Source organism: Thermodesulfobacterium commune DSM 2178, from assembly GCF_000734015.1.
GTDB classification, from domain to species: Bacteria; Desulfobacterota; Thermodesulfobacteria; order Thermodesulfobacteriales; family Thermodesulfobacteriaceae; genus Thermodesulfobacterium; species Thermodesulfobacterium commune.
Map to the genome: position 1 here is coordinate 1,247,614 of NZ_CP008796.1, position 18,389 is coordinate 1,266,002.

The 18,389-nt window shown below is 38.5% G+C and carries 17 protein-coding genes and 3 tRNA genes; 7 read left to right on the forward strand and 13 right to left on the reverse strand.

Going from position 1 to position 18,389, the window contains the following annotated elements:
• Positions 1-8: 8 nt before the first annotated feature.
• Genes rfaE1 through trpD form a run of 4 tightly spaced genes read left to right on the forward strand, consistent with a single transcriptional unit; the run spans position 9 to position 4,655 of the window.
• A complete protein-coding gene (rfaE1, locus tag HL41_RS06330; protein WP_051754547.1) occupies positions 9-1,013 on the forward strand; it encodes a D-glycero-beta-D-manno-heptose-7-phosphate kinase in 1,005 nt (334 codons plus the stop codon).
• 10 nt (positions 1,014-1,023) lie between these two features.
• A complete protein-coding gene (eno, locus tag HL41_RS06335; protein WP_038062675.1) occupies positions 1,024-2,304 on the forward strand; it encodes a phosphopyruvate hydratase in 1,281 nt (426 codons plus the stop codon).
• 7 nt (positions 2,305-2,311) lie between these two features.
• On the forward strand, positions 2,312-3,616 hold the full coding sequence (locus HL41_RS09115) for a TldD/PmbA family protein (protein WP_158506232.1): 1,305 nt from the start codon (positions 2,312-2,314) through the stop codon (positions 3,614-3,616).
• Position 3,617: 1 nt separating this feature from the next.
• Positions 3,618-4,655: an anthranilate phosphoribosyltransferase gene (gene trpD, locus HL41_RS06345; RefSeq protein ID WP_038062677.1), complete on the forward strand. Its 1,038-nt coding sequence runs from the start codon at positions 3,618-3,620 to the stop codon at positions 4,653-4,655.
• 9 nt (positions 4,656-4,664) lie between these two features.
• On the opposite strand, the gene HL41_RS06350 is transcribed toward trpD, so the two are convergent.
• The 3 genes from HL41_RS06350 to HL41_RS06360 form a co-directional block, all read right to left on the reverse strand.
• A tRNA-Thr gene (locus tag HL41_RS06350) sits at positions 4,665-4,737 on the reverse strand.
• A 35-nt stretch (positions 4,738-4,772) separates the two neighbouring features.
• A tRNA-Ser gene (locus HL41_RS06355) sits at positions 4,773-4,863 on the reverse strand.
• 18 nt (positions 4,864-4,881) lie between these two features.
• A tRNA-Gln gene (locus tag HL41_RS06360) sits at positions 4,882-4,953 on the reverse strand.
• A gap of 145 nt (positions 4,954-5,098) precedes the next feature.
• Between HL41_RS06360 and HL41_RS06365 the strand changes: the two genes are divergently transcribed.
• Together HL41_RS06365 and HL41_RS06370 are read left to right on the forward strand one after the other, a co-directional pair.
• Complete coding sequence (locus tag HL41_RS06365) at positions 5,099-5,296, forward strand: rubredoxin (RefSeq protein WP_022855202.1); 198 nt, start codon at positions 5,099-5,101, stop codon at positions 5,294-5,296.
• A gap of 92 nt (positions 5,297-5,388) precedes the next feature.
• Positions 5,389-5,766, forward strand: a complete 378-nt coding sequence (locus HL41_RS06370; RefSeq protein WP_038062679.1) for a CGGC domain-containing protein — start codon at positions 5,389-5,391, stop codon at positions 5,764-5,766.
• Positions 5,767-5,769: 3 nt separating this feature from the next.
• Here HL41_RS06370 and holB read toward each other — a convergent pair whose 3' ends face one another.
• Genes holB through HL41_RS06420 form a run of 10 tightly spaced genes read right to left on the reverse strand, consistent with a single transcriptional unit; the run spans position 5,770 to position 16,977 of the window.
• Entirely contained in the window at positions 5,770-6,717 is a 948-nt protein-coding gene (gene holB / locus HL41_RS06375) for a DNA polymerase III subunit delta' (protein ID WP_051754549.1), read from the reverse strand.
• Entirely contained in the window at positions 6,714-7,988 is a 1,275-nt protein-coding gene (gene murA / locus HL41_RS06380) for a UDP-N-acetylglucosamine 1-carboxyvinyltransferase (protein ID WP_038062681.1), read from the reverse strand. The genes holB and murA overlap by 4 nt, the downstream gene beginning before the upstream one ends.
• The gene (gene prmC / locus HL41_RS06385) at positions 7,976-8,809 is read right to left on the reverse strand and encodes a peptide chain release factor N(5)-glutamine methyltransferase (RefSeq protein WP_051754550.1); all 834 of its coding nucleotides are present in this window, start codon (positions 8,807-8,809) and stop codon (positions 7,976-7,978) included. The genes murA and prmC overlap by 13 nt, the downstream gene beginning before the upstream one ends.
• On the reverse strand, positions 8,809-9,450 hold the full coding sequence (locus HL41_RS06390; protein WP_051754551.1) for a class I SAM-dependent methyltransferase: 642 nt from the start codon (positions 9,448-9,450) through the stop codon (positions 8,809-8,811). Before HL41_RS06390 ends, prmC begins: the two co-directional genes overlap by 1 nt.
• Positions 9,451-9,480: 30 nt before the next feature.
• Positions 9,481-10,437: a magnesium transporter CorA family protein gene (locus tag HL41_RS06395; RefSeq protein ID WP_038062682.1), complete on the reverse strand. Its 957-nt coding sequence runs from the start codon at positions 10,435-10,437 to the stop codon at positions 9,481-9,483.
• Between the two features lie 21 nt (positions 10,438-10,458).
• Positions 10,459-11,670: a type II secretion system F family protein gene (locus tag HL41_RS06400; RefSeq protein WP_038062683.1), complete on the reverse strand. Its 1,212-nt coding sequence runs from the start codon at positions 11,668-11,670 to the stop codon at positions 10,459-10,461.
• A 28-nt stretch (positions 11,671-11,698) separates the two neighbouring features.
• Positions 11,699-13,168 carry an IMP dehydrogenase gene (gene guaB, locus HL41_RS06405; protein ID WP_038062686.1) on the reverse strand — a complete coding sequence of 490 codons (1,470 nt, stop codon included), beginning with the start codon at positions 13,166-13,168 and terminating at the stop codon, positions 11,699-11,701.
• 35 nt (positions 13,169-13,203) lie between these two features.
• Entirely contained in the window at positions 13,204-14,400 is a 1,197-nt protein-coding gene (locus HL41_RS06410; protein ID WP_038062689.1) for a Ppx/GppA phosphatase family protein, read from the reverse strand.
• Positions 14,401-14,411: 11 nt separating this feature from the next.
• The gene (gene sppA / locus HL41_RS06415; protein WP_038062691.1) at positions 14,412-15,275 is read right to left on the reverse strand and encodes a signal peptide peptidase SppA; all 864 of its coding nucleotides are present in this window, start codon (positions 15,273-15,275) and stop codon (positions 14,412-14,414) included.
• Between the two features lie 10 nt (positions 15,276-15,285).
• Entirely contained in the window at positions 15,286-16,977 is a 1,692-nt protein-coding gene (locus HL41_RS06420) for a S1 RNA-binding domain-containing protein (RefSeq protein WP_038062694.1), read from the reverse strand.
• Between the two features lie 204 nt (positions 16,978-17,181).
• On the opposite strand from HL41_RS06420, the gene HL41_RS06425 reads away from it, so the two are divergent.
• The gene (locus HL41_RS06425) at positions 17,182-18,387 is read left to right on the forward strand and encodes an IS256 family transposase (RefSeq protein WP_038549575.1); all 1,206 of its coding nucleotides are present in this window, start codon (positions 17,182-17,184) and stop codon (positions 18,385-18,387) included.
• Positions 18,388-18,389: the final 2 nt, after the last annotated feature.

Genomic DNA, 18,389 nt, shown 5'->3' on the forward strand with positions numbered 1-18,389 from the left:
TTTAAGCCATGAAAAGAGAACAAATCTTTAACAAAAAGTTTATAAAACACTTGGAAAAGAGGCTTGAAAAGGTTAAGGTTATCGTGGTAGGGGACCTGATCTTAGACTGTTACTTTTTAGGTGAAGTAAACCGTATCTCTCCGGAAGCCCCGGTACCTGTTTTCGACCTGAGTTCTACTTATTATACCTTAGGAGGTGCAGCTAACGTTGCTGCTAACTTAAGAGGACTTAAAGTTCAGGTAGAGCTGATGGGGGTAGTAGGAAAGGACGATAAGGGAGAAACCTTAAAAGAGTTAGCTGTAAAACAAGGGATAGGAATTCAAGGGATAGTTGAAGACCCTAAAAGACCTACCACTGTTAAAACGAGAATTATAGCCCAGTCGCAACAGCTTCTAAGGGTCGATTTTGAAAAAAGAGACCCTTTAGACCAGGAAACTATGGAAGTTTTAAAAGCTACCTATCAAAAGGTTTTACCAGAGACAGATGCGGTGATCCTCTCAGATTATGCCAAAGGTGTTCTAAAGGAAGAAAATTTTTGTAAGGAGCTGATAGAAGAAGCCAGAAAAGCAGGTAAAGCGGTTTTGGTTGACCCAAAGAGTATCAACTGGGAGAAATACCAAAAGGCCACAACTATCACTCCTAACCTTAAGGAATTTAAAGAAACAGCCCTTAAAGAAAACCTTTCTACAAACGACTTGGAACAATCTGGGAGGGCCTTGATACAAAAGTTTGGGTTAGACTTTTTGGTGATCACCTTAGGTAAAGATGGGGTATTTCTGGTACAGCCAGAAAAGGGTGGGCTCCATCTTCCTGCCCAGGCTAAAGAAGTTTATGATGTGTCTGGGGCAGGAGATACGATGATTTCCTCTTTAACCGCTTTTTATGCCGCAGGAGTCCCGTTAGAAAAAGCCTTAGAACTGGCTAACATAGCCGCAGGCATCGTAGTAGGTAAAGTAGGGACAAAACCTGTTTACTGGGAAGAAATTAAAGCTTTCTTGGACAAAAAACATTAGGAGGGCCTTCATGGGTAAAATAGCAACCATAAGAGCAAGAGAAATTCTTGATTCCAGAGGTAATCCCACTTTAGAGGTAGAAGTATGGTTAGACAGTGGTTTTTATGGAAGGGCTGCCGTTCCCTCTGGGGCTTCTACGGGAAAGTATGAAGCTCTTGAGCTTAGAGATGGAGAGAAAGAAAGATTTTTTGGGAAAGGTGTGCAAAAGGCGGTTTTCAACGTAAACGAAATCATCGCCCCTCAGTTAGAAGGATTAGACTCAGGAAGGCAAACAGAAATAGACAAACTGCTTTGTGAACTTGATGGAACAGAAAACAAATCTAACTTAGGGGCTAACGCTATCTTAGGGGTTTCTTTAGCCTGTGCCAGGGCTACTGCAGAGGAATTAGGAATGCCTCTTTTTGCTTATATCGGAGGGATAAGAGCCCGCACCTTACCTGTACCTTTTATGAACGTCATAAACGGAGGGGTTCATGCAGACAACCCGTTAGATTTTCAGGAGTTCATGATAGCTCCCTGGGGAGCAAAATCCTTTGCCGAAGCTTTAAGGATGGGCGCTGAGGTTTACCATGCCTTAAAAAGTATCCTTAAACAGGAAGGTTTAAGCACCTCCATCGGAGATGAAGGAGGTTTTGCCCCTCAGATAAGACTCCCTGAAGAAGCATTGGAATATCTCATAAAAGCTATAGAAAAAGCCGGGTATACCCCAGGAGAAGATGTAGCCTTAGCGATGGATGTGGCTGCCTCTGAGCTTTATCAAGACGGGGTTTACTTCCTAAAAGGTATCGACAAAAAACTGTCTACAGAAGAAATGGTAGAATATTATGAAAGATTGGTAAACAACTATCCTATCATATCGATCGAAGATCCTTTATCTGAAGAAGACCCAGAAGGATTTAAATTAATTACCCAAAGAATAGGGAATAAAGTTCAAATAGTAGGAGACGACATCTTTGTGACCAACCCTAAAAAGATAAAATGGGGTATAGAAAACAAGATGGCTAACGCGGTTCTTATAAAACTTAATCAGATAGGAACCCTTACAGAAACCATAGAGGCAGTTGAACTTGCCTACAAACATAAATGGAATTGTATGATATCTCACAGGTCAGGAGAAACAGAAGATACCTTTATCGCAGACCTTGCGGTAGCTCTTAACACCGGTCTTATTAAGACTGGTGCTCCTGCCAGAGGAGAAAGAGTGGCAAAGTTTAACCAGCTTTTAAGGATCGAAGAATACTTAGGGGATGCTTCAATCTTTGCAGGAAAACAAATTTTATCTAATCTGTAAGAAGACCATGGATATAGAGGCCCTTATAAAATTTGTTGATAAGGATCCCGGTCTTGAGTTTTGGATAGAAAAAGAAAAAGGTAAATCCTTAGAAAAAAAAGAGGGAAAAATCTTCTTAGAAGAGGAATACCGAGACGAAAGCCTTACGGTTAGATATTTAAATCCAAACGGAAGAGCTGGGCTTTCTTATACCACCTCTTTAGATGAAACTAACGTTGAGCTTGCGGTAAATAAAGCCAAAGTCCTTTCAGACAAAGGAATGCCTGCTTCTTTTCCAGAAGAGGTTCCTTCTAAGGTGTTTTCTCCTAAAGTTTCGATCCCAGATGAGGACTTTAAAGCCTTTTTAGAGGAGCTTGAAGAAACAGCCTTAAGCTTTGACCGAATCAAAAAAGTAGAAAAAATCAAACTTTCCTGGGGGAAACATAAAATCGCCCTTTTAAGAAAAGGGATTTTACTTGTCTGGGAAGAACCTTTTTATACTTTTTTAATTTCAGTAATAGCAGGGAATAGAGAAAAAGAAGCCTCTTCTTATGAATGGTATGAAGGAAGGAGGTTAGACAAGAAAGAAATAAAACAAAGGGTAAAAGAGGCCTGTGTTCGAGGTTCACTCTTAAGTCAAAGCCACAAGGGAGTTAACCTAAAAATTCCGGTGCTTTTCCCCCCTTTTATGGCTGTAGACCTGTTAGAGGTCTTGGAGTTCTCCTTTTTAGGAGAAGAAGTTATAAAAGGCAGATCTTTTCTAAAAGATAAGTTAGGAGATAAGTTCTTTTCTGAAAACCTTACCCTGATAGATGACGGGTTAACCGAAGGGCTTATCGAAAGCCGACCTTTTGACGACGAAGGTGCCCCACAAACCACAAAAACCCTTTTAGAAAGGGGAGTAATAAAAGGTTATCTTTTTGATACCTACTGGAAAAAACAGGCTGAAAATCTTGGATTGGGGCACTTTACCTCAGGAAATGCACGAAGGAATGATTTTAAAAGTAGTCCTAAAGTAAGTTCAACCAACCTTTACTTGAAAGGAGGACCTTATACTAAAGAAGAGCTACTTAGATTTTCTTCTGAGGTATTTGAGGTGTTAGAACTTTTGGGAAGTCATACAGCAGACCCCATCTCTGGTGAGTTTTCGGTAGGGGTTTCTGGGGTTTATTATAAAAACGGAGAGCCGGTTAAGGTTTTAAGTGAGATGGCTCTTTCAGGAAACATTTTTGAGATGTTTAAAAAAGTGGTGGCTGTAGGCCAAGACCTTCGTTTTTATGGAAGTGTGGGTAGTCCAAGCCTTCTGATAGATAAGATGGATTTAGGAGGATAAAATGACCCTTAAAGAAGGGATTATAAAACTTAAACAAAATCAACATCTTACCCAAGAAGAGGCTTATCATATCTTTAAATCGTTAGCTACAGACGACTTCTCTCCCGAAGAGGTAGAACTTTTTTTAGAACTCTTAAGACAAAAGGGAGAAACCTGGCAAGAGATTACCGGAGCGGCTTTAGCTTATAGAGAAGTGATGACTAAACTTCCGTTTAATCCCCCTGAAGGAGCCATTTTGGTAGACACCTGTGGAACAGGAGGGGATGCTAAAAATAGTTTTAACTTTTCTACGGCTGTAGCCATCGCCCTTTCCTCGGTAGAGGGAGTGTATGTAGCCAAGCATGGGAACCGCTCTGTTTCCAGTCAATCAGGAAGTGCTGACCTTCTTGAGGCCTCAGGGATTCCCCTTGACCTATCCCCTGAAGCCTCAGCCCAAGCTTTAACAGACCTGAAATTTACTTTCCTGTTTGCTCCCTTATACCACCCAGCCTTTAAAAAAGTCATCCCCATCCGCCAAAAACTTGGTAGAACCATCTTTAACCTTTTAGGACCGCTCTTAAACCCTGCCTCTCCCACCCATCAGCTGATGGGGGTTTACAGTTACGTGATGACCGAAAAAATAGCTTATGTGCTTGACGCCTTAAAGGTAAAACGAGCACTTGTGGTCTTTGGAGAAGAAGGGTTTGACGAGGTTACCATCACCGGTTCAACCAAGATTTCAGAACTAAGAGACGAAAGGATTACCACCTACTTTTTAGACCCCGAAGATCTGGGTTTTGAAAGATGTGAGAACTTAGAAGAATTACAGGTTAAAAGTCCACAACATAGCCTTGAAATATTAGAAAAACTCTTTAAAAATCAGCTTGAAGGTCCTGTAAAAGACATGTTTCTTTTAAATTTAGGGGCAGCACTTTATCTTTGTGAAAAAGCAATAGACATAAGATCAGGTGTAGAAAAGGCCAAAGAACTTGTAAGGTCTGGGCAAATCTGGGATAAGTGGCAGGAAATAAAAAACTATTATAGAAATCTGAAAAACTAAAAAGTTAAAAGCCGGCGGAGGGACTTGAACCCTCAACCCTGGGATTACAAATCCCATGCTCTGCCGATTGAGCTACGCCGGCAGAGAATTTATATAAAGAATTTTCCTCCCCAGAAACGGAGGAGGCGGGATTCGAACCCGCGGTACGGGTTTTAGCCCGTACACTCGCTTAGCAGGCGAGCGCCTTCGACCTCTCGGCCACTCCTCCAAAAAAAAATTTAAAAAATTCCGGGGCGTGGATTCGAACCACGATTCTGGGAGCCAAAGTCCCATGTCCTGCCAGTTAGACGACCCCGGAATTGTTCCACATACCTTTTGTATAAAATATAACATATTTTCTGGTTTTGTAAAGTTAACCTTTCCTCTTATTACTTTAAAAGAAAAATATTTAATTTATAATTTATTCTAAGTAGTAAAATCAAACCTATACAGGAGAAAAAACTATGAACAACTTTGAAGGATGTTGGGTATGTTCTACTTCAAATTGTGGTTATATCTACAATCCCTCTAAAGGGGACCGAAAGGGTAAAATCCCTCCAGGTACACCTTTTGAGAAACTGCCTGAAGACTGGAAATGCCCAATCTGTGGAGCAAGCAAAAAAGCTTTTAGACCGATGGAACAATTAGAAGAAAAACCTTAAAAAATTTGACAAAATTAAAATCTTATTTTATAATATTTATAATGTTAATCAACAATATACTTTAGCTTTTATGATAAAGGAGGGGGGCGACTATGAAAAACATCGTTTTAGTAAAATGTAAGATGATCTCTGAACAAAACCTGTGTCCAGGGGATGCCAAATGTTTTGTAGCTTTAAGTAGAAAAGAAGGAGAGTTTGCAAGATATCAAGAGGAGGGTGCTCATATTGTAGGTATCGTAGACTGTGGAGGTTGTGAAGGAAACAAAAATAGGGTAATCTGTAGCTTATTGCTCTTAAAAATTCAATTAAACGCCCTCAACGAAAAGGTAGACGCTGTACATGTAGGCACCTGTATCATGAAGTTCTGCAAAAGAAAAGACGACCTAATTGCTGCCATCAAAGAAAAAGCCGGAGTAGAGGTGGTAGAAGGCACCCATCCTTATGCACCACCAAGCATCTTTGGAAGTTAAGTTTTAATCAAACATTTTTAAAAACAACCTGTAGAACACCAGTTCTGGGTTAAGGTATCGGTCTAAGGCTTGTAAGGTTTCTTGAATTAAGGAAAAAGCTGGATAGGGCTCTTTAGGATAAATCTCTTCTGGAAAAGCTTCTGGATAAGGATAGTCGATTAATCTTTTTAGATAAGACCTCCATATCCAAACTAAGACCAAATAAAATATCACTTCTAAATCTTGGTAGTTGAAGCTGGCAAACCTTTCTGCTACCCTAAACCTTAGGTATGGGCTGTTAGAAAACCCTGCCTTTACAAAACTGTTAAGCTCTTCCAAAAAACCTTTTTCTGCAATGGTTAACGCTCTTCCTAAGCTACCTTGAGAAATCTCTGCTAATGTCTGAGAAACTTGTTTTTCAAATCCATACCGTTCGGTTAAAACTCTATAAACTGTCGTTTTGGGTAAAGGATGAAACCTGACCACTTGCGACCTTGAAACCACCGTCGGTAAAAGCTGAGTAAAATTTTCTGTAATAAGAATAAAGATTCCATAAGAAGGAGGTTCTTCTAAGGATTTTAGAAGAGCATTGGCTGCCTCAAGGTTCATCCTTTCCGCATTCTGAATTAAAATCACCTTATACTTTGCCTCTATAGGACGGTATCTCAAAAAATTGATGATCTCCCTTATCTGGTCTATTTTTATCTCTTTTTTTTCAGGACTAATTTTCAAAACATCAGGATGAGTTTCCTTGGATATCTTCTTACAGGCTACACAAACTCCACAGGGAGAAAGGGGGTCTTTTTGACAAAAAAGATGAAAAACAAAGGCATAAGCTGTAGTTTCTTTTCCTACTCCCTTAGGACCGGTAAAAAGATAGGCATGGGATAAACGGTCTGTAGATAGAGCCCTTTTCAGTAAGGTCACAGCAGGGTTTTGATTTAAAATTTGATCCAAAGTTATTACATTCATAAGGTTTCAACTTCTATTTTTGCACCTAATCCTTGTAATTTTTCTACAAAGTTTTCATACCCTCTCTCTATTAGCTCTACGTTATACACGGTGGTTGTGTTTTCAGCACAAAGGCCTGCTAAAACTAAAGCGGCCCCAGCTCTTAGGTCTGTTGCTTTTACCGGGGAGCCAAAAAGAGGGGTCACACCATTAACAATCGCAGTCCTGTCCTCTAACTTAATGTTTGCTCCCATCCTGTTTAACTCAAAAACGTATAAAAACCGGTTTTCAAAAAGGTTCTCTACCACCAAAGACATGCCTTGAGCCTGGGTTAACAACACCGTAAAAATAGGCTGCAAATCTGTAGGGAAGCCAGGATAAGGGGCGGTAACTATTTTGGTAGCCTTTAAACTTTTCTCCCTTTTAACCAAGCAAGACCTTTTACCTGTTTTTTCTACATAAACCCCTATTTCTCGAAGCTTAGAAACAGGAACCTCTAAGTAAGATAGGTTTACGTTTTTTATCTCTAACTCGTTTTCTTCTAAAAGCCCTCCTAAGACTAAAAACGTACCAGCCTCTATCCGGTCGGGGATAATTTCTATGTGTGCAGGTTTTAACTTTTTTTTACCTTTCACATATATGGTATCCTCTCCCTCCCCTTTTATATGGGCTCCCATACTTTTTAAAACCTCAGCTAAAAAAACAACCTCTGGCTCTTTAGCTGCATTTTTAATAACCGTCTCTCCTTCTGCTACAGAAGCTGCCATAAGTAAATTTTCTGTAGCAGTTACTGAGGGAAAATCAAGCACTATCTCGCATCCCTTTAGGTTTAAAGCCTTTACCCTCAGGTTTCCATGATACAAAGAGATCTCTGCCCCTAATTTTTCCATTCCTTTTAAATGCAGGTCTATCGGCCTTTTACCGATAGCACATCCTCCTGGAAGAGGGACCTCAGCCTCTCCTTTAGCCCCTAAAAGGGCTCCCAAAAACAACACCGAAGCCCTTATTTGAGTAGCCAGTTCATAAGGAACTGAAGTTTTGTTTATACCTGAGGTATTTATTATAAGTGCGTCCTTTTCAAAAGACCAGGTAGCCCCTAAAAACTCTAAAATCTTTAGCATGCAAAAAACATCCCTTACCTTAGGAACCCTCTTTAACCGATACTCTCCTGGTGCAAGCAAAGTAGCAGCAATCGCAGGCAAGGCAGCATTTTTAGCTCCGCTAACCTCTACCACCCCTTTTAAAGGGTATCCACCTTTTATCACATACCTTCTTTCGCTTACTCTTTCCATAACACCACTACCCTCTCATATCCTCTTAAGTCACGATAAAACTTAGCTTCCCAGTTATGTTTTTTAGCCAACTCTCTAACTTTTTCTCCCTGATTATAGCCTATTTCTAAAATTAAAAAACCTCCCCTTTTTAGGTAATAAGGAGCCTCTTGCATCAACCTTTCGTGAAACTCTGTTCCTTTTGGACCTGCAACCAAAGCCTCCTTAGGTTCAAAAACACGGACTTCCTCTTCCAGGTTTTCCCATTCTTCTAAACTGAGATAGGGCGGGTTAGAAAAAATCACATTAAAATAACCAGATTTTTTAAAAGGAGTTAAGCCATCTCCTCTTAACAAAAACAACCTTTCTTCTACCTGGTAGAACCGAGCGTTTTTATCAGTTAAGGCAAGAGCCTTGGGATTTATATCTACCCCTACACCTTTTAGTCCTGACTTTTCTAAAAGTAAGGTAATCACTATCACCCCTGACCCTACCCCTAACTCTAAAACCCATCCTTGTTCTATATTTAAATCAAGAAAAGCCTCAACTAAAGTTTCAGTATCTTGCCGTGGAATCAGCACCCCCTCTTCTACCTTAAATTTTCTACCCCAAAAATAGGCCTCTTTAAGGATATAAGCTAAAGGCTTTCGTTTTAACCTCTCTTCGAGAATCTCCCAGAATTTTTCCTCTGAAATCTCCTCATCAAAATAAAGATACACTGAAAGAGGTTTTACCTTTAAAATATGAGAAAGGATTAACAGAACTTCCCAAGTAGCATACTCAGGGTCTTCAATCTGAGAAAGAAGTGTTCTTCCTTGACTAAAGGCCTGAGAAACCTTCATTAATTCTTTTTAAAAACAAGCTTATTTAGGATAACCTCCTGGGTACCTTCTTTTTCTTTTAGTTTTCTTATGCTGGTTAACACCTCAAAATGTTCTTGAGCTTTATACAGAAAAGGTACTAACAGTCTTTTTCTATCGCCGCTATGAGCAAGAATTACCTCCCCTTGGTCTACCAGTAGATTTTTAAAAAGTTCTAAAAGAGGGTCAAAAAGGCTTTTTCGAAAAACTATCTCAGCTCCTAATATCACATCAAATTTTTCTTTAAGGTTTACTGTTCTCCAGTCTAACACCTGAGTTCTTATAGAAAGGCCATTTTCTTTAGCAGAAAGTTCTAAAAATTTTAAAGGGACTTCATCATAATCTGTGGCTAACACCTCATGCCCGAAACCTGCAGCTACCAGGCTAACCACCCCAAGCCCAGCCCCAAGCTCCAAAATTTTTTTAGAGGGACTTAACCCTGCCACATAATCTGCCAACACTAAGCTTGCTTCCCATACCTTAAACCAAAGAGGAAACTTCTCTACCTCTAAAAAGGGATCACCCTCAAAAATTTCTTCAAGTTTGGCTGGTCTTATTATTTTAAATGTCTTGTCTCTAACCGTGATTTTCTCAGTTTCTAAGGTAAGAGTATCAATTTGCATGGTTGATCTCCCTTATCCAAAATAATATTATTAGAGATAACGCTTTTTTCTAAAAAAAAGAAATAACAGAAACATGATAAAAAGAGTTATTAAATTCACAAACAGAAAGGCATAAGAGGTACCTTTAAAAGGTGGAAGCTCTTGGAAAGGAAGGGGTATATTCATTCCATACATGCTGTAGATGGTAGTAGGAATGGAAATGATGATAGCCATACTGGCTAAAAACTTCATGATAAGGTTAAGGTTGTTGTTTATGATAGAAGCATAGGCATCCATCGTACCAGAAACGATGTTTAAAAAGACTTTAGTCATCTCTATAGCTTGTCTGGTTTCTATTTGAAGGTCTTCTAAAACCTCCTGGTCTTCTTCAGTTAACCTTACATATCTTCCGCTCTGTATCTTAGTAAGCACTGTATCGTTGCCTTGCAGAGAGGTGTTAAAATAGGTTAAAGTTTTTTCTATGCTAAGCATCTTGATAATTTCTTCGTTTTCTATAGCCTTAAAAATTTCCTCCTCATATTCTTCAAGGGCCTTGTCTATGTTTCTCAAAAGTTTAATGTACAAAGAGGTAGCACTTAACATAAAATTAAGCAAAAAATTCACAGGATTTCTAAGGTCAAACGTCTTACTTTTATTGGCAAAGGTGATAAAGTCTTCAAAAATAGGATGGTCTTTAAGACAAACTGTGATGATATAATCGTCTGTCAAGATGATCCCTATAGGTATGGTTTCATACCTTACAAAAATTCCTTTGGAAATAATGTCTGGTACCCGTAAGATGATAAGAACCTGTTGTTCCTCTTTTTCAATCCTTGGCCTTTCCTCTTCATCAAGAGGATATCTAAGAAACTCCGGAAAAATATGACACTTTTTCTCTAAATAAGACATCTCCTCTTCTAAAGGATTAAAAAGACAGATCCAGGTATGAGGAATAATAGACTCAGCCGGTAATAATATGCCATTTTCTGATTTATAAACTCTGAACATATTTCTCCCTTAACACAACTACTACCGCATTCCACCGATAACTTCACCAAGCTTAAAGATAGGTAGATAAAGGGCTACCAAAATACCACCTACTATCACACCTAAGATTACGATCAAAATAGGCTCTATCAAGGTAGAAAGGGTATTTACCATCCTATCTACCTCTTCTTCAAAAAATCCTGCCACTTTATTAAGCATTTCTTCAAGTTTTCCCGACATTTCGCCTACCCTTACCATTTCTACCATAAAAAAAGGAAAAACTCCGGTTGCCATCATCGGGTCTGCGATAGACTGACCTGCAGAAACGTTAATCCTTACCTCTTCCATAGCCTTTTCTATAATTTTATTACCTGAAGTTTCACCAGCTATCGTAAGAGCAGGAAGCAGCTGAACCCCACCCCCTACCAGGTTAGCTAAAGTTCTTGCAGTTCTCGCAACTGCCGCTTTCAAAAATAACTCTCCTAATAACGGTAGTTTTAATAAAAACTTATCGGTAACATATCTTCCTTGCTCGGATCTCCTATAAACTTTTATACCCAAGCTTAAACCTATTCCTAAAAGGATTAAAAAAATCAGTATTTTCCCGAAGTTTTTACTGATGTTAATAACTATCTGAGTAGGCCATGGTAAAGCTTGGCCTGCACTTTCATAAATCTCTGCAAACTTAGGAATAACAAAAAGCATGATAACAGAGATCACTATTATGGTCACTGCCACCACCACAGAAGGATAAATCATTGCATGTTTAACTTTACTTTTTATCCCCACTATCTTTTCTATATAATCAGCCAGACGATTTAAAATCATGTCTAAATTACCGCTTGATTCTCCAGACCTTATCATCTGAATGTAAAGATTGTTAAAAATCTTAGGATAGTGAGCCATTGCCTCACTTAAGGCAACTCCTGTTTCTACTTTATATTTAATATCTCTTATAACCTCTTTAAAATACCTATTTCTTTGCTGTTCAGCCAAAATTTCAAGACATTTTACTATTGGGAGTCCTGCCTCTAAGACAACTGCAAACTGTCTGGTAAACCCCGCTAATTCCTTATCAGAAACGGATTTAAGTTTAAAAAATCTAAGGGAAGTTTGTTTTTTTTCGGTGATTTTTATCGGAGTAAGGTTGAGACGTCTTAGGTAAACCTCTACCAGTTGAGGATTGGCAGCTTCTAAAACCCCCTTTCTTATCTCTCCGGTAACCGACCTTCCCTCCCATTCATATAAAGGCATCGTTTGCCTCTCTTAATGCATTAAAAACCTATTTACCTATCCAGTAATTTGGAGCTTCTCTTAATATCGTTACATCGTGTACATGGCTTTCTCTATAACCTGCAGGGGTTATCTTAACAAATTTAGCCTTTTTCCTGAGTTCTTCGATGGTTCTACATCCACAGTATCCCATACCTGAACGAATACCACCTACTAATTGATAAATCATGTTGGCAACAGGACCACGATAAGGCACCTTACCTTCTATTCCTTCAGGTACAAGCTTAGAAAGATCTTCCCCTTCTTGTCCATAACGTTCACTTCCACCTCTTTTAGCCATAGCAGAAAGAGAACCCATTCCCCTGTAGACCTTATAAGTTCTACCTTCATAAAGAATTGTTTCTCCTGGGGCTTCTTCTGTTCCGGCAAAAAGATTTCCTATCATTACTGCATGAGCACCTGCAGCCAACGCTTTAACAATGTCTCCTGAAAATCTAATACCTCCATCAGCTATCACAGGTATACCATATTTTTCTGCTACTACCGCACAGTTGTGAATTGCAGTAAGTTGAGGGATCCCTACTCCAGCTACAATCCTGGTAGTACAGATAGAACCAGGCCCTATCCCTACCTTTATTCCGTCTGCCCCAGCCTTTATCAAAGCCTCAGCCCCTTCAGCAGTAGCCACATTACCTGCTATCAACTGACAATCAGGGAAATGATACTTTATTTCCTTTATGGTCTCTATCACATTCTTAGAATGTCCATGAGCTGAATCTATAAACAAAACGTCTGCTCCAGCCTTAAGTAATCTTTCTGCTTGCTCTAACCTATTAGCCCCAACCCCTATAGCTGCTCCAACCCTCAACCTTCCAAGTTCATCTTTACAGGCATTAGGATATTTCTTAAGTTTTTCTATATCTTTTATGGTAATCAATCCCTTAAGACAAAAATCATCATCTACGATAAGAAGCTTTTCGATCCTATGCTCGTGTAAGATCTTAATCGCCTCTTCTAAGCTGATGCCTGGTTTAGCAGTAACTAAATTTTCCTTTGTCATCAACTCTCTAACCGGGCGCTCAAAGTTGGTTTCAAACCTTAAATCCCTGTTGGTGATAATCCCTACCAGTTTTTTTCTCGGGCCTTCAACCACAGGAATACCGGAAATCTTAAACTCTTCCATCAGTTTGAGAACTTCTTTTATCGGAGTATCCGGAGAAACAGTTACAGGATCATAAATCATCCCGCTCTCTGATTTTTTCACCTTTTCCACTTCTCTTACCTGTTCATCAAGGCTCATGTTACGATGAATAACCCCTAAGCCACCCTCTCGAGCCATACTTATTGCCATTCGACTTTCAGTAACCGTATCCATCGCCGCAGAAATAAGAGGGATATTTAGCTTTATTTTTGAAGTAATGTAGGTAGAAACGTCTACATCCTTAGGTAAAACTTCTGAATATTCAGGTACTAAAAGCAGGTCATCAAAGGTATAGGCTTCGTATAAGATATCTAACATACACCCGAACCCCTTTTAGGAGATAAAAATTTTTACTAATTATACCTCTCTATTAAAGAAAGTAAAGCGCCCTCTAAAATTCCATATACACTTAAGATAAGAAAATCCTTCTTAAAATATTCTAACACAGACCAGCAAATAAGAGCCCCTGGAAGGGCGATGTCTTCCCTTCCTTTTTCCATCCCTTTTATCTTGGAAATCCTCTCAAGGTCAGAATTAGCTAATTTTTTGACTATTATTTCTATGCGATCTTTAGAAATTTTATGACCGTTTAACGAATAAGGAGAATAGATCTTTAGCTTTAAATCCAGAGCCCCTAAAAGACTCGCAGTCCCTCCGGTAAAAATTACGTAATCTACCTCTTCCTTAGGTAAATCAACCAATTTATCCGAAAGATATTCCATGATAGACTTAAAAACCTTAGAATTTACCGGATACCTTAGTTGAAAAAGGTCCTTTAACCAAACCGCCCCTATGTCTAAACTTTTAATCCATTTAGGCGTTCCTTTTTCACTTAAAACAAACTCCGTAGAACCTCCCCCTATGTCTACCACCAAGAATTTCTTGTCAACCAACCCTTGAGATTGTAATCCATACAGCACCCCTTTTAAAGAAAGTAAAACCTCTTCCTCTGGAGAAATCACCTCTATGGCTATACCTATTTTCTTAGCTTCCGTTAAAAACTCCTGAGCATTCTTAGCTTTTCTAAAAATTGCCGTACCTACAGCCCTATAATCTTTTACCTCATAGGTTTCCATCAAATCTTTAAAATTTCTCAGGGTCTCAATCCCCTTTTTAAAAGCTTCCTCTGTAATTTCCTGGTTAGTCAAACCTTCTCCAAGCCTTACGTTTTCTCGGTTTCTTGTCAAAAAATATACCTGATCTTGTATTTTCTTTCCTAAACAAATTCTAAAGGTTTGAGTTCCCAGGTCTAAAGCCGCAAAAAAAGGAAGGTTTAACCTTTCTTTAAACTCTTTTCCCAGCTTAAAAATTACCCTCAGTTTATTTTTAACATAATAGCTTTGTTGGTTTTTAGGATTTTTAAAAATAAGTCCTTTATTTTTTTTTAGCTCAAAAACTCCAAAATCCCTAAACTCTATACGATTACCTTTTTTTATTTCTTCTTTTAAAGTTTCAAAAAAAAGCTCAACTATTATTTTTAAGTCTTCTTTCTCCAATTCTAAATCTGAAAACTTTAAGCTTAAACTTTCTATCAGATCACTTCGGTTCATGGTCTTCACCTTTAATAAGGGAAAAACCAGGGTTTAAGATAAAAAGACTCCGCTAATCCAGAGGCTTTCTCCTCTAACAACTTCCAAAAACTAACCTTTTTCTCAGGAAGATAAATCAGTTTGGCTTCTTTTATTTGGGCCAGCCTTTTTACCTCTTCTACTGCATCCCAAAACCCACCAAGTTTATCTATCAAACCCAACTTTAAAGCCTCTTCTCCGGTAAAAATCCTTCCGTCAGCTAACTCTCTAACCTTGGCCTCAGGAAGCTTTCGTTCTTTGGCTATAGCTTTTATAAACTGCTCGTGAATAACCTTTATTTTTTCCTGGAGATAAACCTTTTCCTTAGGGCTTAATGGCCTGTAAAAAGACCCGGTATCTTTATATTCTCCACTTTTTATCACCTCTGCCTCAACCCCAAGCTTTTTTAACAGTTTTTCCAGGTTAGGCACCTGAAGCACCACCCCAATACTTCCTGTAAGGGTCCCAGGAAGGGCAAAAGTTTGGTTGCCTCCAAGAGACACATAAAAACCACCAGAAGCTGCGATGTTGCCCATAGAAACTACCACAGGCTTTATGGTCCTAAGTTTTTTCAGCTCTTCAAAGATCTCTTGAGAAGCTCCTACAGAACCACCTGGGGAGTCTATACGAACCACCACCCCTCTTATACTTTCCTTCTCTTTTAAAAACTTTATAGCCCTAAGAAGTTCCTCTGGATCTGCAATGACCCCTTTTATTTCTAAAACCCCTATCTGGGGTTTCCCAAAATCTATATCCTTAAGCTTTATCAAAAAAGAAAGGATAAAACTCAACACAAACAAAAAAACTACCAACCCACCCACAAAAGCCAGTCCATAAACCAACCAAGGACGTCTCATAAAACTCCCCTTAAGCTCTCTTTAATTTTTGAGCCAATAAATCCCCTAACCTTACCCCTGTTCCTTCTTTTTGAAAGGCTTCTTTGTAGGTTTCTAACTCTTGCTTTTCAAGGTCTTCTAAATATTTCAAACAAGAAAGATGAAGTTTTTTGTTTTCAGGGTCTAACACCATTATTTTACCTTTTAACCGATCTCCTGTTTTATATTTTTCAGCTATCTTTTCTAGTTTAAAGGAACTCTTTCCTTTAAACTCTTCAGAAAGTTCTTTAAAAGGAATAAAACCTTCTATACCTTGAAAAACTTCAACAATAACCCCTGTTGAGGCCATCCGTTTTATCACCCCTTCTACCACATCTCCTATCTTATGAGAAGCCACAAAATTTTCCCAAGGGTCTGGGGTTAGGTGTTTAACACTTAAACTAAGCTTTCTTTTTTCAGGATTTATCTCAAGAACCTTGGCAATAACTTCTTGTCCAGGACTAAACTTCTCTTTTAAATTTTCTATCCTTTCCCAAGAAAGGTTGGACACATGAATAAAACCTTCAACTCCCTCTCTTACCTCAACTAGCAACCCATGATTCAATACCTGTTTTATTTTCCCTTTTACTACAGCACCTACCTCTACCTCTTCTACAAACTTTTCCCAGGGACTTGGTTCAAGACGCTTTAAACTAAGTACCATTTTCCTTTCAGAAGGTTTTATTTCGAGGATTACAGCCTCTACCAGATCTCCCAAATCTAAAATGTCCTTAGGTTTTAAGTTTTTATTCCATCCTATCTCACTTCTTGGTACCAACCCTTCTACTCCAGGTTCTATCTCTAAAAAAGCCCCAAAATCAAAAATTCCTACTACCTTCCCCTTAACCTGCTGACCTTCTTGATAACGATTGGCTACCCCTTCCCAAGGGTCAGGCTCTAAGGCTTTTAGACTAACCTTAAGTTGTTCCTTAGAAGGATCAAAGGAAAGTACCTTAACCTTTATTTGATCCCCTCTTTTCAAAAAACCCTCTGGGTCTGTTATCCTAAACCAAGAAAGTTCTTTGTCAGGAAGAAAACCCTTTAACACCCCACCAAAATCTACCAAAAACCCTCCTTCTACCCTCTTAAAAACCTCTCCGTCTAACACACCTTCTTTTATCTTATCTAAAACCTCTTTTTTCTTTAGTTCATATTCTCTTTCAAGCAAAGCCCTTCTTGAAACCACCAGGTTCTCTTTGTCAATTTTAACTACCAAAGCCTCAAACTCCTTTCCGATAAGAGCCTCAGGAGAATCAAGTTTTTCTCTAAAATGGGCCTGGGAAAAGGGAAGAAATCCTGGAACAAAGCCCTCAACCTTAACCGTGTATCCTCCTTTTATCAAAGAGACTATTTTTATCTGCACAGGAAGCCCTTTTTCAAAACTATTTTTTATCCTTTCTTTAACCTTCTTTTCTCTTATTTTTTGATAGGAAAGCAAGTATCCACCTAAGGGAGCTCTTCCTATCACCAAAAATTCTCCTTCCTCTCCTTCACTAAACTGAAATCCCCCTTTTTCGTCTTTTATCTCATCCACAGGCAAAAGGGCCTCCCCTTTTAACCCCACATCCACAAACGCGTATTCTTTCCCTATCTTAACCACCTTTCCTTTAACTACCTCTCCAATAGCGATCTCTTGAAAAGACTTATTTAAATACTCTTCGAACTCCTTTGCCCAATCTGTCATACCAACCTCTCGCAAGTTACGACTATTTTTTTCTCAAGTATACATAGACTTGTAAAGTTTATCAAGCTTTATAAGACTAGGGAGTAGAATATAAATTGTGTCTTTTAATAAAATATTTTAGAGGCATAATAAAAATTTTTAATATTTTTTAAATTAATGATAACATAAAACCTAAAAGACTAAACTAACCAGGAGGTCTGTAAAATGGAAAACTTAGACTTAGATTTAGAAAAAGTTTTAAGTGAAATCTCAAAAATTGAATCAAAAGAGGGTATCAAAATGGCTGCTGCACTCCTCTTAAACGCTCTCATGAAAAAAGAAAGAGAAATATTCCTTAGAGATAGTATTGATAATAAAGCTAATGGTTACTATGAAAGACAACTTGCCTGTTTCTTAGGTAACCTTGGTATCTCTGTCCCAAGAGATAGAAAATCTGAATTCAGACCTGCTATTCTTCCTCCTGAATGGCAAAAAGCTGATGAATCCTTCCAGGACTTTATCCTTAACCTCGTTCTCCAAAGCTACTCCCCCAATAAAATCAAAGCCCTCTTGCAATCTATGAAACTCCCCTACTCCCCAGAACAAATAGAAGAAATTAAAGAAGAATTGTATAACCAAGCCAAAGAATTAAAAACCAAAGAATTGCCAGAAAATTTGTTTGCTATGTTTATAGACGCTTATCATACTCAGATAAAAGATACCGAAGCCAACAGAATCAGAAAAGCAGTTATTTATAATATCATCGGGATAGATATGGAGGGAAGAAAAAATTTACTTTCTTATTACATTTATTTTGGTTCAGAGACGAAGGAGGACTGGCTCCAGATACTTAATGATTTGATAAAGAGGGGAGTTAAGAGGGTTATGGTAATAGTGAGTGATGATTTTCCTGGCCTTACTCAAGCCATAAAAGCCCTCTTTCCTGAGACAGATCATCAGCTTTGTTTTGTACACATGCAAAGGAACATCAACAGGAACATGTCTAAGCAGGATGCTAAAAAATTTTATGAGGAGTTAAGCATTATAAAGAGGATAGAGGAGTATGAGAGGGCCTTAAATAGATTTGAGGAATTATGTAAGAGTTATGAGAAGAAGTATCCAGCTTATATAAAGGGACTTTTGAAAAAGAAGGAGCATTATTTTGTTTATAAGAAATATCCTGAGGGGGTGAGGAGGTATATATACACGACGAATGTGGTTGAGAATATAAATAGCAGGATAGAGCTGATAAGGGTAAATACAGGGGGATATTTTCAATCAATCAAGACAGCAGAGGTTGCGATATACATAACAGTAAGTCGGATTCAGAAAACGAGATGGCAAAAACCACTTCCTTTAATTAAGTCTGCTTTATACGAATTGAGGCAAATGTTTGTAAAGAGATTTTATAAGGAGACACAATTCTCTTGACA

Coding starts and splice junctions, on each gene's coding strand:
- rfaE1 (WP_051754547.1), top strand. CDS start 9: ATGAAAAGAGAACAAATCTTTAACAAAAAGTTTATAAAACACTTGGAA.
- eno (WP_038062675.1), top strand. CDS start 1,024: ATGGGTAAAATAGCAACCATAAGAGCAAGAGAAATTCTTGATTCCAGA.
- HL41_RS09115 (WP_158506232.1), top strand. CDS start 2,312: ATGGATATAGAGGCCCTTATAAAATTTGTTGATAAGGATCCCGGTCTT.
- trpD (WP_038062677.1), top strand. CDS start 3,618: ATGACCCTTAAAGAAGGGATTATAAAACTTAAACAAAATCAACATCTT.
- HL41_RS06365 (WP_022855202.1), top strand. CDS start 5,099: ATGAACAACTTTGAAGGATGTTGGGTATGTTCTACTTCAAATTGTGGT.
- HL41_RS06370 (WP_038062679.1), top strand. CDS start 5,389: ATGAAAAACATCGTTTTAGTAAAATGTAAGATGATCTCTGAACAAAAC.
- holB (WP_051754549.1), bottom strand. CDS start 6,717: ATGAATGTAATAACTTTGGATCAAATTTTAAATCAAAACCCTGCTGTG.
- murA (WP_038062681.1), bottom strand. CDS start 7,988: ATGGAAAGAGTAAGCGAAAGAAGGTATGTGATAAAAGGTGGATACCCT.
- prmC (WP_051754550.1), bottom strand. CDS start 8,809: ATGAAGGTTTCTCAGGCCTTTAGTCAAGGAAGAACACTTCTTTCTCAG.
- HL41_RS06390 (WP_051754551.1), bottom strand. CDS start 9,450: ATGCAAATTGATACTCTTACCTTAGAAACTGAGAAAATCACGGTTAGA.
- HL41_RS06395 (WP_038062682.1), bottom strand. CDS start 10,437: ATGTTCAGAGTTTATAAATCAGAAAATGGCATATTATTACCGGCTGAG.
- HL41_RS06400 (WP_038062683.1), bottom strand. CDS start 11,670: ATGCCTTTATATGAATGGGAGGGAAGGTCGGTTACCGGAGAGATAAGA.
- guaB (WP_038062686.1), bottom strand. CDS start 13,168: ATGTTAGATATCTTATACGAAGCCTATACCTTTGATGACCTGCTTTTA.
- HL41_RS06410 (WP_038062689.1), bottom strand. CDS start 14,400: ATGAACCGAAGTGATCTGATAGAAAGTTTAAGCTTAAAGTTTTCAGAT.
- sppA (WP_038062691.1), bottom strand. CDS start 15,275: ATGAGACGTCCTTGGTTGGTTTATGGACTGGCTTTTGTGGGTGGGTTG.
- HL41_RS06420 (WP_038062694.1), bottom strand. CDS start 16,977: ATGACAGATTGGGCAAAGGAGTTCGAAGAGTATTTAAATAAGTCTTTT.
- HL41_RS06425 (WP_038549575.1), top strand. CDS start 17,182: ATGGAAAACTTAGACTTAGATTTAGAAAAAGTTTTAAGTGAAATCTCA.